Origin of the sequence: Staphylococcus sp. FSL W8-0774 (assembly GCF_038006785.1) — a bacterium.
Taxonomy (GTDB): Bacteria; Bacillota; Bacilli; order Staphylococcales; family Staphylococcaceae; genus Staphylococcus; species Staphylococcus pasteuri.
Genome location: NZ_JBBOVW010000001.1, coordinates 1,904,774 through 1,919,707, shown reverse-complemented (window position 1 = coordinate 1,919,707; position 14,934 = coordinate 1,904,774). Strand labels below are relative to the sequence as shown.

General features: G+C 29.6%; 24 protein-coding genes and 1 riboswitch. Of the genes, 14 read left to right on the top strand and 10 right to left on the bottom strand.

The annotated features are described in order from the left end of the window. Window positions 1-66: 66 nt before the first annotated feature. The gene (locus NSQ15_RS09345; RefSeq protein WP_217193799.1) at window positions 67-816 is read right to left on the bottom strand and encodes a poly-gamma-glutamate hydrolase family protein; all 750 of its coding nucleotides are present in this window, start codon (window positions 814-816) and stop codon (window positions 67-69) included. 237 nt (window positions 817-1,053) lie between these two features. On the opposite strand from NSQ15_RS09345, the gene NSQ15_RS09340 reads away from it, so the two are divergent. Continuing rightward, window positions 1,054-1,287, top strand: coding sequence for a hypothetical protein (locus tag NSQ15_RS09340; protein WP_070452389.1), 234 nt, complete (start codon window positions 1,054-1,056; stop codon window positions 1,285-1,287). A gap of 59 nt (window positions 1,288-1,346) precedes the next feature. On the opposite strand, the gene lnsA is transcribed toward NSQ15_RS09340, so the two are convergent. From lnsA to tsaA, 3 genes are all read right to left on the bottom strand, one after another. After that, window positions 1,347-1,919, bottom strand: coding sequence for a lipoprotein N-acylation protein LnsA (gene lnsA, locus NSQ15_RS09335; RefSeq protein ID WP_371106438.1), 573 nt, complete (start codon window positions 1,917-1,919; stop codon window positions 1,347-1,349). A 105-nt stretch (window positions 1,920-2,024) separates the two neighbouring features. Further along, window positions 2,025-2,210 (bottom strand): type II toxin-antitoxin system toxin TsaT, encoded by a 186-nt coding sequence (tsaT, locus tag NSQ15_RS09330; protein ID WP_029055618.1) that lies wholly within the window; start codon window positions 2,208-2,210, stop codon window positions 2,025-2,027. An 18-nt stretch (window positions 2,211-2,228) separates the two neighbouring features. Beyond that, window positions 2,229-2,486, bottom strand: a complete 258-nt coding sequence (gene tsaA, locus NSQ15_RS09325) for a type II toxin-antitoxin system antitoxin TsaA (protein ID WP_072291797.1) — start codon at window positions 2,484-2,486, stop codon at window positions 2,229-2,231. A 298-nt stretch (window positions 2,487-2,784) separates the two neighbouring features. Here tsaA and NSQ15_RS09320 point away from each other — a divergent pair, with 298 nt between their 5' ends. After that, on the top strand, window positions 2,785-2,988 hold the full coding sequence (locus tag NSQ15_RS09320) for a sterile alpha motif-like domain-containing protein (RefSeq protein WP_029055617.1): 204 nt from the start codon (window positions 2,785-2,787) through the stop codon (window positions 2,986-2,988). Here the strand turns inward: NSQ15_RS09320 and NSQ15_RS09315 are convergent, their stop codons facing one another. Beyond that, on the bottom strand, window positions 2,989-3,213 hold the full coding sequence (locus NSQ15_RS09315) for a hypothetical protein (protein WP_017637487.1): 225 nt from the start codon (window positions 3,211-3,213) through the stop codon (window positions 2,989-2,991). Window positions 3,214-3,384: 171 nt separating this feature from the next. On the opposite strand from NSQ15_RS09315, the gene NSQ15_RS09310 reads away from it, so the two are divergent. Beyond that, on the top strand, window positions 3,385-3,972 hold the full coding sequence (locus NSQ15_RS09310; protein ID WP_340747121.1) for a histidine phosphatase family protein: 588 nt from the start codon (window positions 3,385-3,387) through the stop codon (window positions 3,970-3,972). Window positions 3,973-4,130: 158 nt separating this feature from the next. On the opposite strand, the gene NSQ15_RS09305 is transcribed toward NSQ15_RS09310, so the two are convergent. Next, the gene (locus NSQ15_RS09305; protein ID WP_017637485.1) at window positions 4,131-4,622 is read right to left on the bottom strand and encodes a GNAT family N-acetyltransferase; all 492 of its coding nucleotides are present in this window, start codon (window positions 4,620-4,622) and stop codon (window positions 4,131-4,133) included. A gap of 283 nt (window positions 4,623-4,905) precedes the next feature. Further along, on the bottom strand, window positions 4,906-5,328 hold the full coding sequence (locus NSQ15_RS09300; protein ID WP_017637484.1) for an organic hydroperoxide resistance protein: 423 nt from the start codon (window positions 5,326-5,328) through the stop codon (window positions 4,906-4,908). Between the two features lie 183 nt (window positions 5,329-5,511). Between NSQ15_RS09300 and aroD the strand changes: the two genes are divergently transcribed. Together aroD and NSQ15_RS09290 are read left to right on the top strand one after the other, a co-directional pair. Continuing rightward, complete coding sequence (gene aroD / locus NSQ15_RS09295) at window positions 5,512-6,228, top strand: type I 3-dehydroquinate dehydratase (protein ID WP_340747120.1); 717 nt, start codon at window positions 5,512-5,514, stop codon at window positions 6,226-6,228. 78 nt (window positions 6,229-6,306) lie between these two features. Further along, complete coding sequence (locus NSQ15_RS09290) at window positions 6,307-6,846, top strand: nitroreductase family protein (RefSeq protein WP_017637482.1); 540 nt, start codon at window positions 6,307-6,309, stop codon at window positions 6,844-6,846. Window positions 6,847-6,954: 108 nt separating this feature from the next. Here NSQ15_RS09290 and NSQ15_RS09285 read toward each other — a convergent pair whose 3' ends face one another. Then, window positions 6,955-7,278 carry a thioredoxin family protein gene (locus NSQ15_RS09285; RefSeq protein WP_017637481.1) on the bottom strand — a complete coding sequence of 108 codons (324 nt, stop codon included), beginning with the start codon at window positions 7,276-7,278 and terminating at the stop codon, window positions 6,955-6,957. Between the two features lie 141 nt (window positions 7,279-7,419). Here NSQ15_RS09285 and NSQ15_RS09280 point away from each other — a divergent pair, with 141 nt between their 5' ends. The 7 genes from NSQ15_RS09280 to NSQ15_RS09250 all read left to right on the top strand — a co-directional run bounded on the left by NSQ15_RS09280 (window position 7,420) and on the right by NSQ15_RS09250 (window position 12,241). Further along, window positions 7,420-7,773 (top strand): arsenate reductase family protein, encoded by a 354-nt coding sequence (locus tag NSQ15_RS09280; protein ID WP_070452383.1) that lies wholly within the window; start codon window positions 7,420-7,422, stop codon window positions 7,771-7,773. 174 nt (window positions 7,774-7,947) lie between these two features. Continuing rightward, complete coding sequence (gcvH, locus tag NSQ15_RS09275) at window positions 7,948-8,328, top strand: glycine cleavage system protein GcvH (RefSeq protein WP_017637479.1); 381 nt, start codon at window positions 7,948-7,950, stop codon at window positions 8,326-8,328. A 449-nt stretch (window positions 8,329-8,777) separates the two neighbouring features. Beyond that, the gene (locus NSQ15_RS09270; protein ID WP_340747119.1) at window positions 8,778-9,164 is read left to right on the top strand and encodes a toprim domain-containing protein; all 387 of its coding nucleotides are present in this window, start codon (window positions 8,778-8,780) and stop codon (window positions 9,162-9,164) included. Further along, complete coding sequence (locus NSQ15_RS09265) at window positions 9,157-9,453, top strand: thioredoxin family protein (RefSeq protein ID WP_046466487.1); 297 nt, start codon at window positions 9,157-9,159, stop codon at window positions 9,451-9,453. The genes NSQ15_RS09270 and NSQ15_RS09265 overlap by 8 nt, the downstream gene beginning before the upstream one ends. Window positions 9,454-9,510: 57 nt before the next feature. Next, window positions 9,511-9,613: riboswitch (SAM riboswitch) on the top strand. 88 nt (window positions 9,614-9,701) lie between these two features. Further along, window positions 9,702-10,727 (top strand): methionine ABC transporter ATP-binding protein, encoded by a 1,026-nt coding sequence (locus NSQ15_RS09260; protein ID WP_340747118.1) that lies wholly within the window; start codon window positions 9,702-9,704, stop codon window positions 10,725-10,727. Beyond that, window positions 10,720-11,415, top strand: coding sequence for a methionine ABC transporter permease (locus NSQ15_RS09255; RefSeq protein ID WP_029055611.1), 696 nt, complete (start codon window positions 10,720-10,722; stop codon window positions 11,413-11,415). The genes NSQ15_RS09260 and NSQ15_RS09255 overlap by 8 nt, the downstream gene beginning before the upstream one ends. Before the next feature lie 16 nt (window positions 11,416-11,431). Next, window positions 11,432-12,241 (top strand): MetQ/NlpA family ABC transporter substrate-binding protein, encoded by an 810-nt coding sequence (locus NSQ15_RS09250; protein ID WP_029055610.1) that lies wholly within the window; start codon window positions 11,432-11,434, stop codon window positions 12,239-12,241. Between the two features lie 87 nt (window positions 12,242-12,328). Here the strand turns inward: NSQ15_RS09250 and NSQ15_RS09245 are convergent, their stop codons facing one another. Then, entirely contained in the window at window positions 12,329-12,502 is a 174-nt protein-coding gene (locus NSQ15_RS09245; protein ID WP_156156324.1) for a hypothetical protein, read from the bottom strand. Between the two features lie 152 nt (window positions 12,503-12,654). On the opposite strand from NSQ15_RS09245, the gene NSQ15_RS09240 reads away from it, so the two are divergent. Next, on the top strand, window positions 12,655-12,828 hold the full coding sequence (locus NSQ15_RS09240; RefSeq protein WP_017637472.1) for a CsbD family protein: 174 nt from the start codon (window positions 12,655-12,657) through the stop codon (window positions 12,826-12,828). A 65-nt stretch (window positions 12,829-12,893) separates the two neighbouring features. On the opposite strand, the gene NSQ15_RS09235 is transcribed toward NSQ15_RS09240, so the two are convergent. Further along, window positions 12,894-13,754, bottom strand: a complete 861-nt coding sequence (locus tag NSQ15_RS09235; RefSeq protein ID WP_070452374.1) for a DUF368 domain-containing protein — start codon at window positions 13,752-13,754, stop codon at window positions 12,894-12,896. Window positions 13,755-14,074: 320 nt separating this feature from the next. Here NSQ15_RS09235 and sufC point away from each other — a divergent pair, with 320 nt between their 5' ends. Beyond that, complete coding sequence (sufC, locus tag NSQ15_RS09230; protein ID WP_017637470.1) at window positions 14,075-14,836, top strand: Fe-S cluster assembly ATPase SufC; 762 nt, start codon at window positions 14,075-14,077, stop codon at window positions 14,834-14,836. Window positions 14,837-14,934 lie beyond the last annotated feature (98 nt).

The window sequence follows — 14,934 nt, the reverse complement described above, 5'->3', positions numbered from 1 at the left end:
ATTACATATGTATTACCCTTTATTTTTAAATTGCAAAACAATTTATTAGAGTAATTACTGACAAAACTATGACTTTTGAGTATTTTTCACACCTTCTTGTACAGCTTTAGCAAATTTATAGAACATTTTCGTATAATTATCTGGATTTGAGCGGATTTTTTGATTAAATTGGCGTCCTTTAAAAAATTGTTTTCTCAATCGCGTAGTTAGTTCCAACTGCACCCCTGAGTCGCTTTCGTTATCATTAACAAAGTTTTTTGATGATTTAGCATCAATTTCTGTTGGGCTTTCTTTAACGGAAAAGCCTTTTCGACGTAGCGATTTAGCAATTGATTTTGACATTTTTTTATCTTTACCTCCGACAAAGACAATAGGATCATCACCTGAAAAACCATGAATTGATATAGTTTTTTTCGTTGTTTTAAGCATATTACGTAACTTAGGTTCGTCGTAATTGGTAGATGTAATGTGAAGTTGGTCATTATTTTTAGAGCGTAAACCTTCAAAAGTGTAAAAATCATATTTTCCAATATTTGAAATACGACGAGCAAGTTCAGTCGTACCAGGTTCAATACCTCCGCCATGAATTGCTGTTACTAAAATATCATGGTGATTGCGATTTTTTGTAATAACACGCCAATCTTTATTTTCTTTAGTATTTGTTTTAAGTTCTTGAAAATTATTATATCGGTCATTTGATTGGTTCATATTTTTTCTTGTATTATAAAAAATTAAAGCCACAATGATGATGGCAATAACAATTAATAGAATTGAAAAATAATATAATTTTGTATACAGACTTGCATGCTTTTTCATATATTCTCCTAAAAGGTGTTTTTTATCTATAAATCATATCAATTTATTAATACTATCAACAAGCATTTTCCTTTTATTTAGTATATTAATTTAAAATATTATAAGTAATAAATGAAAAGTTTTGGTTAGATTGAAAAGGTGAGTATAAATAAAAAAGTAGAAAATCACTTTAAATATTACAAATTAACAATTCCTTAATATTACTTTGGTAAAATGTAATTAAAGGGATGTGATGATATGGATAAAGAATTATTAAGAAAATATTTAAATGACGATGGTTTTAAAGCAGTAGGGGTAATTTATGGGAATAAACGTATTATTTTAGAAAGTGATATCCATGTTGATTATGAACACGAAGTTATTATTTATCCTATGAAAAATAGCACAAGAATCATTCCGTTTAATGCGATTAGTTACCTTGATCTATTAGATAAGAACGATCAGTACATCAATTATTTTAAAGAAGTATAATTAAATTTAAAAAACGCCTTACTATTCATAATAAATATGACTTATATGAAGTAGGGCGTTTAATAAGTTTTGACAAGTTTTAAACGGTATTCATTTGTGAAATTATCTTTCAATGCATAAGGTGAAATAATATATAATCCATGGTCGCTTATAGCATTTTTGCTTACGCCTTCCTTATATGCTTGGTAGATAATTTTAGTACAGTATGTAAATCGTTTACTTTTTAAGTTTAAAGTCACTAAATATCTATTGTCTGTATTTTCATAGTTTTCTTTTGTCCACTGTGCGGCCTTTTTACCAGCTCCTGGTTTTACGCAGCGATAAATTTTAATCCAGTCATCTTGGCCTTCTCCAAATCGTGATTTGAATGATTCAAATGATTCTGTGATTGGTTTATCACCAGGTCCTTCAATTTGTAAAACAGTATTATGATCAATGGCAATACTAGAATGACCAAAAAAACCATATAAAACTGGTCCTTTCGTAATAATGATATCTCCAGGTTGTAATTGGAAATCTTTATTAGATGCTGAATATGTATGTTCCTGTGACTCTGCGTTTAAATGGTTGGGAGGGAATATACAAGTACTTATCATAAAGAACATAATAGTTATTAATATGTATAATAAAATTTTACGCAATTATCAAAAACTCCTTTAAATAATGTAAGAAGCATAAATATAAGTATTAAAATAAAACGTTCAGCTACTAAAGCAACTGAACGTATTTGTGATGTGTTACAAACCGAATATTAATGTATAAATTAACATGGCTAAACCAAATATAAAGAATACAATTGTGAAGCCAAGATAAGATTCTTTTTTAGATTCTTTTTTAGTTTTAAGCATAGTAACAAGAACGATTGTACCTGCAATTAAAAATATAATTGATAACCAAAAAAGAATAGTGAAATGTAAGCTCATTTTTTAACCTCCCATCTTTTAAAGAAAATCGTAAAAAATTGGATAAATGTAATATAGGGTAAGAATGATATTAATAAAAAAGAGAATTTCACTTAATAAATCCTTATTAGAAATAGCTATAAATAAGCTTATAATAATAATCAAACCACATACTATTAATCCGGGCACTAACCATAAGGTGTCATCTAGGTTGGTGTTATTTGTAATGACGATATTAAAAATTACAAACAATATCGTTAATAAAATATTAATTACGTGTAGAAAATATAATTTCATAGGTGATTCACCTCTGGAAAATGCTTCTTTAGTAAAAAAATCCTTATGTATATCATATCATTTATTATCACTTGGTAAATAATTAAATAGAAGTATATAGCTATAAATTGTGAATAAAAAGAAACGACATTTTAAGCGAACATCCCATTTTTTTGAATAAGTAAATAAAATTGTGAATAAATTTAAAAAAATACAATAAAAATGTGCAAAATTTACACTTTGCACATTTACAATCTCGAGTTTTCTGATAAGATTAATTACAACTTAAATAAAGATAAAATATAAGGGGAATATTGTGATGACATTTTATGATTTTATAATAGGTTTTATAAATGACGATACACCGTTTGGAAATTTAGCTAATTACATCAATAAAGATCATAAATTCCCAAAAAATGAAAAGAATAAGTTTGTAATTCGTACTTATGTTTTATCGAATTATGATGATTCTCAACTCATTGAAAGTGCCAATAGAGCCATTAGTTTATATCAACTAACTTAGTTAGTACCAATTTTGTTGATTCAACGCATACCATACATCTTTTGTTCTAAAATTAATATCATTATTTTTAACACTAAATGGCTTTATAATATCTTTGTCTAACCAAGTATTGATTAACTCATTTGGTACGCCATCTAATAACATATCGCTTTTACTTACAACAAAGCATTCCCATTCAAGTGTTACATTATTCGGATTCACATAACTGTGATCATGAGATTCCATATTGATTAACACTCCTTTAACAAATGTAAACTTAGTGTTAAGTTATACCCACTAAGACAATATATTAATCATCTGTTTATATTATTTTTCATTGATTTGTTGATTTACTATTACTATGTCTAATGATTTAATGTTAGTTATGAGCTTTATATAAGTAATAGAGGTGGAAATATGGCAAAAACTTTATATTTAATGAGACACGGACAAACAGTTTTTAATTTAAAAGGCAAAATTCAGGGCCCTAGTGATTCGCCTTTAACATTATTAGGTGTAGAACAAGCAAAAGCTGCAGCTCGATATTTTGAACATAATCAAATTGAATTTGATAGTTTGTTTTCTTCTTCTCAAGAAAGAGCGTGTGATACTCTAGAAAATGCAGTACCAAACCATCAAAATAGATATATTCGCTCAAAAGGATTAAAAGAGTGGCGTTTTGGTTTGTTTGAAGGCGAAAGTATTGAATTACTTAAACAAATTAAACAACCTAAAACGCTTTACGGTGATTATGTTGTACCTTTTGGGGGAGAATCACGTGAAGATGTAGAAAATAGAATGGTAGAAACATTAACTGATATTATGGAAAATTATAGTCGTCATACAACACTAGCTGTAAGCCATGGAAGTACAATTGGTTTATTTATTAGATACTGCTTAGGCTATGAAGAGGGTAGTACATTTAATATTGGAAATTGTAATATACTAAAATTTAGTTACGACAAAGGGAAATTTACTTTCATAGAATTAATTGACCCTATGTAAAAGAAAGCTCAACCTTGCTATAAATACAAGGTTGAGCTTTTATCATTATATTAGCTTTATCGTTAAATTGAATTAGAGGTCAGATGTTAATGAAATATATAAAATTATTTTGGATGTAATCTTAATCCATTTTTTTCTAACTTAAATATGATAATAACTTAATTTTTTAAATTATAAGTTAACCAATGTTCATCAAAATAATCTTCACCGATTTTAGTAGCATTTTTCTCGAAACCTAGATTTTCAAAACCTAGAGAAGTGAAGAATACTTTTGCACTAATATTATTTGAAGTGACAGAAGTGAGAATGGTTTCTAAATCTTTCTGGCTAGCAATTTCAATAATATAATTGATTAATTCACGATTTATCACTTCATCATTATCTTTAACAAAGTTATTGTTGATGACAGCTTTATGTTGTTTACCTACTTGTCTCATTTGACTTAAGGTTGCAGTAGCTACTAGAACGTCATTTTCAAAGGCACCATATACATTGATGAAAGGGAATTCGGAAGATAAAAGTTTTGTCAAAATGTCATCAGAAACGTGGTCTAAATAATAACGATCCCACGAATAAGTATGATGTTCCCCTGATAATAGTGATTTGTAAATTTCTAAATCATCTAGAGTTAATAAACGGATGTTGTTCATAGTGACCTCCTAATTCAAATCATTAATTGTGTGTCGTTGCTGGGTAAATACATATTAAAATATTTAATAAAAATAATCAATGATTATTTAATAATAAGCAAAAACGTTTTTGAAAAAATAGTTAAAATATATATTTAATTGTATGTATATAATAACTCTTCATATACATTATAACAGAAACTCGATTTTAAAGGTCGGAAATATGAGGTAATTATGTGAACAAAAAAAGAGACCCATTCAATAGAGAATGGGTCATATAAATATATAATATTGTATTTATAACTTAGTCAACAACTTCAACATTTAATTTAACATCAATGTTTCCTCTAGTTGCTTTAGAGTATGGACAGAAGTCATGTGCATCTTGTAAATATTTTTCAGCGTCTTCTTGAGATAATACATTTTTCACTTTAGCATCGATATCTACGCTTAATTTTGGACTTTCAGCGTCTGGATCATCTTCAAGACGTACTGTTAAAGTTACTTCTGGTTCAGCATCTCTAACTTTGTTTTGTTTTAAAATTAAATCAAATGCACCATTAAAACATGAAGCATATCCTGCTGCGAATAATTGTTCAGGATTAGTAGCATTTCCGTCCGCTTGTTGTGGTGGTAATACATCTACATTGATTGCTTTATCGTCAGTTTGAACGTGTCCTTTACGTCCACCTACGTTTGTCGCTTTAGTTTCATATTGAACTGCCATAATTATTACCTCCTAATTAATCATATATATAAAGTGTACCCGTAAATTTTTAGTTCAATCATTCATAATAATTTTTTGGCTATTGATTCAATAAAGGCGATTGGTAGTAATGTATATTTTAGTTTAAAATAAAAGAAAATATACACGTATATAGTTCAAAAAGAGACAGGAAAGAGGGATAGTATGTCAAATGTAAATATAGCTGTTACGATTGCACCTGAAAACACGATAGCAGATGATTTATTTAAAGACATAGAGTTCTATCAAGATAGTATTGATATTATAGAGCTTAGAGTAGATCAGTGGGATAAATTAGATAGGCTCAATCAAGTCATTGAAGAATTAAATCAGTTAACGTTTGATTTTAAAATTTTAATTACATTTCGATCTGCTTCTCAAGGTGGTAAACGTAATGTGAATGAATCCGAATATCTGAATGTGATAGAACATCTAATTAATACAGACGGATATAATATGTTAGATATTGAATGGGATGAGCAAAAGAATAAAGATGATTATTTAAATTTAATCAATTTAGCTCAACAAAAAGGATTAGAAGTAGTATTATCACATCACAATTTTGATGAAACACCTACGTTTGAAGAAATGAAATTCACTTATTATAAAATGAGTCAATTTAACTCGAATTATATAAAGCTAGCAGTTATGCCCCATGATATAAAAGATGTATTGCATTTATTAGAAGCAATGAATGAATCAGCTAATTCATTAAATCAAAAAGTGATTGGAATTTCGATGTCTAAAATAGGGGTCATTAGTCGCACGGCACAAGGTGTTTTTGGTGGTGTAGTATCTTATGGATGTTTAGGTGAACCCCAAGCATCTGGTCAAATTCATGTCGAAGAATTAAAAAAGCAAATTGACTTTTATGAGAAATGATTAGAAGGTTTGAACAATAGTAGATTGTGTCTTATAATTGATAAAGATTATCAACGAATAATAAAGGGAGCGATAGGATTGGAACTACAAGAAGCAATCTCGAATAGAAGAAGTGTTAAAAAGTTTAAGCACGATATGACAATTGATGATAAAGCTTTATATGAAGCTATTGAAAAAGCTACAGATGCTCCTAACCATGGCATGAGAGAACCATGGAGAGTTGTCCATGTTGCTAAAGATAGATTAGGAAATATGAGCGAAGATATTACACGATTTGCTTTTCCAGATAGTCCTGAAAAGCGAGCAGATCATTATGATAAAGTTACTAAACTAGGTGGCATGTTAGTATTAGTTTTAAAAGCTGATCCAAGACAACGTCAAAATAGAGAAAATTACTTTGCATTTGGCGCATTCGCGCAAAATTTAATGTTGTTATTATATGAAGCAGGTATAGGTTCATGTTGGAAATCTCCAGCATATATTTTTGAACCTAAAATACGAAAAGCTTTAAACATTGAAGATGATGAAATTTTAGCAGGTTTCTTATATTTAACTGATTTAGAAGAGCCAATGACAAAAGCCAAACGTAAGAATAGACATCTTATCTCAGAATACTAAATAATTAATCACAAAATGAAAGATATTAAATAAGGTCGAGGTAACAAATAAGAAATAAGCCATTGAATGGTACTCAAATTTCTTTACTTGTATCTCGACCTTTTAATATTATTTGCTAAATGTTTCGTCTAAAAATGATTCAACTTGTTCTGGTGATTTAGCATTAGCTGAATGTAAATGTGCTAATTTATCACCATTTTTAAATACTAAAATACTTGGAATTCCCATTACGTCATTTTCAGCAGTAACGTCTTCTAATTCATCACGGTTAACTGTATACCAATCATAATCTTTATATTTTTCGACGATTGGGTCAATCCACATATCCATAGCTTTACAATCTGGACACCAACCAGCTTCGAATTTAACGATGACAGGTTTGTCATTTTGAACTGTGTTATTAAATTGTTCTGTAGTATTAATACTTTCCATTACAAAAGCCCCTTTTCATTTAATTAGTAAATTTATTATAACGGATGAAATTTCTTAAATAAAAAAATAAGCTTAAAAAGTAGAGCGTTTTATAAAATAACATGATATATTTGTGATAAGAGACAAAGGAGGCAAAACTCTATGATTAAATTTTATCAATATGCAAATTGTACTACTTGTAAAAAAGCAACAAAATTCTTAGATGAGTATGGTGTTAGTTATGAACCAATCGATATCGTTCAACATACACCTACAAAAAACGAGTTTAAAGAAATTGTTGAAAAAACAGGTGTTGATACTAAAAAATTATTTAATACACATGGTGCTAAATACCGTGAATTAGATTTAAAAAATAAATTAGACGACCTAACAGATGATGAACGTTTTGAATTACTTTCATCAGACGGTATGTTAGTTAAACGTCCATTAGCTATATCTGGAAATAAAATCACATTAGGTTTTAAAGAAGAAGAATATAAAAACACTTGGTTGTAACACTTTTTTGAAGTTTATAGAAAGTGAACATTCATAATTATCAAAGACTAAAAAATATTAATTACATATTTAAAGCCGAATTTTAAAAGGTTTAAAATTTTTATATAATAGTTGATTGATAATAGTGGGTATGGCATCATTAAAATGTACTTAAAAATTAGGAGGGGATTTATCGTGGCAGTACCAAACGAATTTAAATACTCTAAAGAACATGAATGGGTTAAAGTTGAAGGAAACGTTGCAACAATCGGTATTACTGAATATGCACAAAACGAATTAGGCGATATCGTATTCGTTGAATTACCTGAAACTGATGATGAATTAAATGAAGGCGACACTTTCGGTAGTGTTGAATCTGTAAAAACTGTATCTGAATTATACGCTCCAATTAATGGTAAAGTATTAGAAGTAAATGAAGAATTAGAAGACAGTCCTGAATTTGTAAATGAATCACCATACGAAAAAGCATGGATGGTTAAAGTTGAAATCAGCGACGAAAGTCAACTTGATGAATTATTATCAGCAGACCAATACTCAGAAATGATTGGTGAATAATAACAATGAACTCCTCGATCTCGTATCAAGGAGTTTTTTAGTGCTTCTTAAATCTTTAGATTTTAGAAGCACTTATGCACTAGTGAAAGCTAGGGCGATCCGCAATCCACTTCTAATTTTCAATTAGATTAGTGGAACTTATGCACTAGCAAAAGCTAGTGCGAACCGAAAAAAGAAAAATCTTTAGATTTTAGAAGCACTTATGCACTAGAGAAAACTAGTGCTACCCAATAATGATTGGTATCTATGCCTATAAATTAAAACTTGAAATAAAGTAAAAGTGTTACTTAATTAAAAACTAATAACACAGTAATACATAAAGTTAGTTTTAATTATGTAAGGAAAATATTAAGAGAAATTAAAGTTTAATGATATATGTTTGATAAATAACACTACAGTGGAAATATATAGTGATAGCTAATTATTGATTTTTCAAAGGGTGAATCATTATGACTATTGTGAATAAGGTAATTATTGTTGAAGGTAAATCAGATAAGAAAAGATTACAACAAGTCATTGCAGAACCAGTTAACATTATTTGTACGCATGGTACTATGAGTATTGATAAAATTGATGATATGATAGAGTCACTTTATGGCAAGCAAGTTTTCGTTTTAGCCGATTCCGATGATGAAGGTGATCGTATTAGAAAATGGTTTAAGCGATACTTGAGTGAGTGTGAACATATATTTGTAGATAAAACCTATCGTGAAGTAGCTAATTGTCCTAAAAATTATTTAGCAAATGTACTTACTAAACATGGTTTTAACTGTAAAAAAGAAAAGCCCCTCATGTCTAATTTAAAAACTGAAAGGTTAGTTTTAGTAAATGAATAAAACAATAGAAGTAGATGATGTAACTGAAAATTTTGGTGAGGAAAAACATTTGATATTTGGGTATACTCCAACTTGTGGAACTTGTAAAGTATCAGAAAGAATGCTGGATATCGCTAATGAAATATTAAATCTTCCAGTTAAAAAAATCGATTTGAATTTTCATCCGAAATTTAGTGAAGACCACCAAATTATGTCAGTACCAGTATTAATGTTAATGAATAAGGATAAAGAATCGAAAAGAATATATGCTTTTAGATCAGTTCCTTATTTGTTAGAAAATTTAAAATGATGATTGACGAATTTCTACCTGGATGGTAGGATTAAATCAAATTAAATAATGCTTACACTCTTATCGAGAGAGGTGGAGGGATGTGCCCTACGAAGCCCGGCAACCGTCTAATATAGAAATGGTGCCAATTCACATAAAGTCAAACTTTAGAAGATGAGAGAAAGATATTTTTCAATGCTTTCTCTAACACCTTAAAGTTTAGAGAAAGCATTTTTTAATTGTTAGAAGTTAAACAAGGAGGCATTAACGTGATTGAGTTAAAACAATTAGTTAAACAATATCATACGAAAAACAAAGACGTACTTGCTGTAGATCACGTTGATTTAAATATTGGATCTGGTTCGATATTTGGCGTTGTCGGTTTTTCTGGAGCAGGAAAAAGTACATTGATTAGAATGTTTAATAATTTAGAAACTCCAACCTCAGGTGATGTTATTATCGATGGCGACAGTATTAGTAAATTAACTAAATCAGATTTACGTAAAAAGCGTCAAAAAGTGAGCATGATTTTCCAACACTTTAATTTATTATGGTCAAGAACCGTACTAAAAAATATCACATTTCCTTTAGAAATTGCTGGCGTTTCAAAAGGCGAAGCAAAAAGGAAGGCTAACGAACTTATTGAACTTGTAGGTTTAAAAGGCCGAGAAAATGCATATCCTTCTGAATTATCTGGAGGTCAAAAGCAAAGAGTAGGTATCGCTAGAGCATTAGCAAACAATCCAACTGTTTTACTTTGTGATGAGGCTACAAGTGCATTGGACCCTCAAACAACAGATGAGATACTTGATTTATTATTAAAAATACGAGAACGACAAAATTTAACTATCGTCTTAATCACACATGAAATGCATGTAATACGACGTATTTGTGATGAAGTTGCAGTAATGGAAAACGGACGTGTTATCGAGCAAGGTCAAGTAAGTCAAGTGTTTGAAAACCCACAACATGAAGTTACTAAACGTTTTGTTAAAGATGATTTAAACGATGATTTTGAAGAATCATTGGATGATTTAGAACCACTTAGTGAAGATTCTTACATAGTTAGATTGAACTTCAATGGCGAGAATACAACACAACCGATTGTTTCATATATTACTAAAAAACATAATGTAGATTTGAATATTTTAGAAGCTGATATCAAAAACACAAGAAATGGTACTTTAGGTTTCTTAGTCGTCCACATACCGCATATAAGTTCTGAAAATTTCGAAGATTTTAAATCTAATCTTGGTGAACAACATGTAAATGTGGAGGTGTTAAGACATGGATAATTCATTTAGTGATATTTTAAAAGAAATGGTCACAATGCCTAATGTGCAATGGCCAGATGTTTGGCAAGCCATAGTTGAAACACTTTATATGACTGTAGTATCAACTATTTTCGCATTTATTTTTGGATTAATTTTAGGTGTATTACTATTTTTATCAGCTAAGAGCGAATCTAAAACAGCAAGAGTCTTTTATTCAATTGTTTCATTCATAGTGAACTTATTTAGAGCAATTCCATTTATCATCTTAATCTTGTTATTAATACCATTTACAAGTGTAGTACTAGGAACTATTAGTGGACCAACGGGTGCATTACCTGCATTAATAATTGGTTCAGCACCATTCTATGCAAGATTAGTAGAAATAGCTTTCAAAGAAATAGACAAAGGGGTTATTGAAGCGGCTTGGTCAATGGGGGCAAATACTTGGACTGTGGTTAGAAAGGTATTACTTCCAGAAGCGATGCCAGCATTAGTATCTGGACTTACTGTCACAGCGATTGCTTTAGTAGGATCTACTGCAATTGCAGGTGTAATTGGCGCAGGAGGTTTAGGTAACTTAGCTTATTTAACTGGTTTTACTCGAAATCAAAATGATGTCATTTTAGTTTCAACAGTATTCATTTTAATTATTGTATTCATCATTCAATTTATTGGTGATTGGATTACAAATAAAATAGATAAACGCTAAAAAAGGGGAGAAATCAATGAAGAAAATCTTAGGTATTTTATTATTATTAACGTTGACTGTAGCACTTGCAGCTTGTGGTGGAAAAGGAAGCGATAAAACAATTAAAGTTGGAGCTTCACCAGCACCACATGCTGAGATTCTAGAAAAAGCTAAACCATTATTAGAGAAAAAAGGGTATAAATTAGATATCAAAACAATTAACGATTATACAACTCCAAACAAATTATTAGATAAAGGCGAATTAGATGCCAACTTCTTCCAACACACGCCTTACCTTAAAACTGAAAGTAAAGAAAAAGGCTATAAAATTGAATCAGCAGGTAACGTTGAGTTAGAACCAATGGCTGTTTATTCTAAAAAATATAAAAGCTTAAAAGATTTACCAAAAGGGGCAACAGTTTACGTTTCTAACAACCCAGCAGAACAAGGACGTTTCTTAAAATTCTTCGTAGATGAAGGTTTAATCAAAATTAAAAAAGGCGTTAAAATTGAAGATGCTAAATTTAGTGACATAACTGAAAATAAAAAAGATATTAAGTTTAATAACAAACAATCAGCAGAATTTTTACCTAAAATTTATCAAAAACAAGATGCTGACGCTGTTATCATCAATTCAAACTATGCACTTGATCAAAAATTAAATCCTAAAAAAGATTCAATCGCATATGAAAAAGCTAAAGACAATCCATATGCTAACTTAATTGCAGTTAAAGATGGACATAAAGACGATAAGAAAATCAAAGCTTTAATGGAAGTATTACAATCTAAAGAAATTAGAGATTACATTAATAAAGAGTACGATGGTGCGGTTGTACCAGCAAAATAATTAGCATAATAATAAATCCTCAAGTCACTTTGACTTGAGGATTTTTGTGTGAATAAGAATTTAAAGATAGACCTAAACTCTTATTTACTATAAACGCATTAAGCCATTGATAAGCAGAATTAATGAAGCAATTAATAATAAAATAGAAGGTACGAATGTACTTTTGTTTTTGGAGTGGCGAGATAGTTGGGCTCTAATAATTAAAATAATAGCGATCAAAATTAAAATAGCACTAATACCATAAATGAAAATAGAAAACACTACAGATACCTCCTCGCCAATAGCGTAACATAACTATATATTTAATATACTCATATAATAAGTTGATAAAAAATAAAAGTATGTTTAATTTTTATAGGTCGTGGTATTTAATAATCATAACAATTGATAAATATTTCAAGGAGGAATTCAAAATGGCTGAAGATAAATTCGAACAAGCAAAAGGTAATGTAAAAGAAACTGTAGGTAACGTTACTGACAATGAAAACCTTGAAAAAGAAGGTAAAGAAGATAAAGCTTCTGGTAAAGTGAAAGAAACAGTTAACAACGTTATTGATAAAGTTAAAGGTAATAAAGAAGATAAATAGATAATATTAAGGCTCTCTTACACATGATGTGTTTGAGAGTCTTTTTTGTTTTAATACTTTTTTGCCTATATACTTTCTTCGTTTTTAGCAGTTATCTGACCAAGAATGTAACTAACGATAAAACCTATAATTAACGTTAGTATAGAGATTATCCATGTTACCAATGATGTTGGTATTCCAGGAAATACAGCATAAATTGATCCGACAACAAATCCAATTATTAATGCGAATGTTACGGTTGTATGATGATGTAATAAATACTGGATGAGTTTACTAGAAATTAAAAATCCAGACAATATACCTAAACCTACTATTAAAAGTATTGGTAAAGCATCGAAATTAAATTTTACTAGTTCTGATATAGCAAACATAACCGTCCCGTATGCTCCGAAAATAAGTAACATAAATGACCCTGATATACCTGGAAGAAGCATTGCACTAGAAGCACATATACCTGCAATATAATATTTAATAATAAGACTAGTATTTAAAGATAATGTCTCTCCTGCGTGTTTGTCTCCACTATTTAATAAGGTCATGATGACTAGTAATGCGATGCCTATTAAAACGACAATATAATGTTTCGTTTTAAAAGTTGTTTTGAAATGTGACACTTTAAGAAGGTAGGGAATGATGCCAATAATTAAACCAGTAAAAAAGAACATAGTAGGAACTTCGTGCGCACTTAAAAGGTAGTTGAATAAATTACTTAAAATACCTATAGCTAATAGCATACCAATTACAATAGGTAATAAAAATTTAAAGCTAGGCCAAAATCTTTTCGAAAATAAACCACTTATTGAACTGATAAAGCCATCATAAATACCTAGCAAAAGTGCAATCGTTCCACCACTGACTCCTGGCACTAAATCACTTGTACCCATGCCAAATCCTTTAATCAAATTTATCCATTTGAAGTTTTTCATTAATGACTCCTTTCTTAACCTGTAAGGTTAAAGTGAATCATATCATAATTATTGATTTAAAGTTAAATAAATCTACTATTTGTCTAAAAAATGGCTATTGAGAAATTAACGGTTTTCGTTATCATTTGAAATAACATTAAACTATAGATAAAAATAATTTTTTTAAAAGAATTACTCTAATTTATCGGTTTAAAAAGTTTATATTAACCTGTAAGTACGTTATAATATAGTAGATTGAAAATTCCAAAGGCTTTTTGACTATAGATTAAAATTATTATAAACTAGTTAAGAAAACTTTATATTTTATGGAGGGAATATAAATGTCATCAACATTAGAAATTAAAGACCTACACGTGTCTATTGAAGATAAAGAAATTTTAAAAGGCGTTAATTTAACAATTAATACTGGGGAAATTCATGCCATTATGGGACCAAATGGTACAGGTAAATCAACATTATCATCTGCAATTATGGGTCATCCAAGCTATGAAGTAACAAAAGGTGAAGTGTTACTTGATGGTGTTAATATTTTAGAACTTGAAGTTGATGAAAGAGCAAAAGCTGGATTATTCCTAGCAATGCAATATCCTTCAGAAATCACTGGTGTAACAAACGCCGATTTCATGCGTTCAGCAATTAATGCAAAACGTGAAGAAGGTCAAGAAATTAACTTAATGCAATTCATCAAAAAATTAGATAAAGAAATGGATTTCTTAGACATTGATCAAGACATGGCTCAACGTTACTTAAATGAAGGTTTCTCAGGCGGAGAGAAAAAACGTAATGAAATCTTACAATTAATGATGTTAGAACCTAAATTTGCTATTTTAGATGAAATTGACTCAGGTTTAGATATTGACGCTTTAAAAGTAGTGTCTAAAGGTATCAATCAAATGCGCGGAGAAGACTTCGGTGCATTAATGATTACGCACTATCAACGTTTATTAAACTACATCACACCTGACAAAGTACATGTTATGTATGGTGGTAAAGTTGTTAAATCTGGTGGACCAGAATTAGCAAAACGCCTTGAAGAAGAAGGTTATGAATGGGTTAAAGAAGAATTTGGTGCTACTGAATAGTCGAGATTAATCTATCGATTTAAAGCTCGTTGAGATGTTCGTATAAATGATGAAACTGAACATTGAATTATTAATACTATTTCATCAAGTGGGAGGAT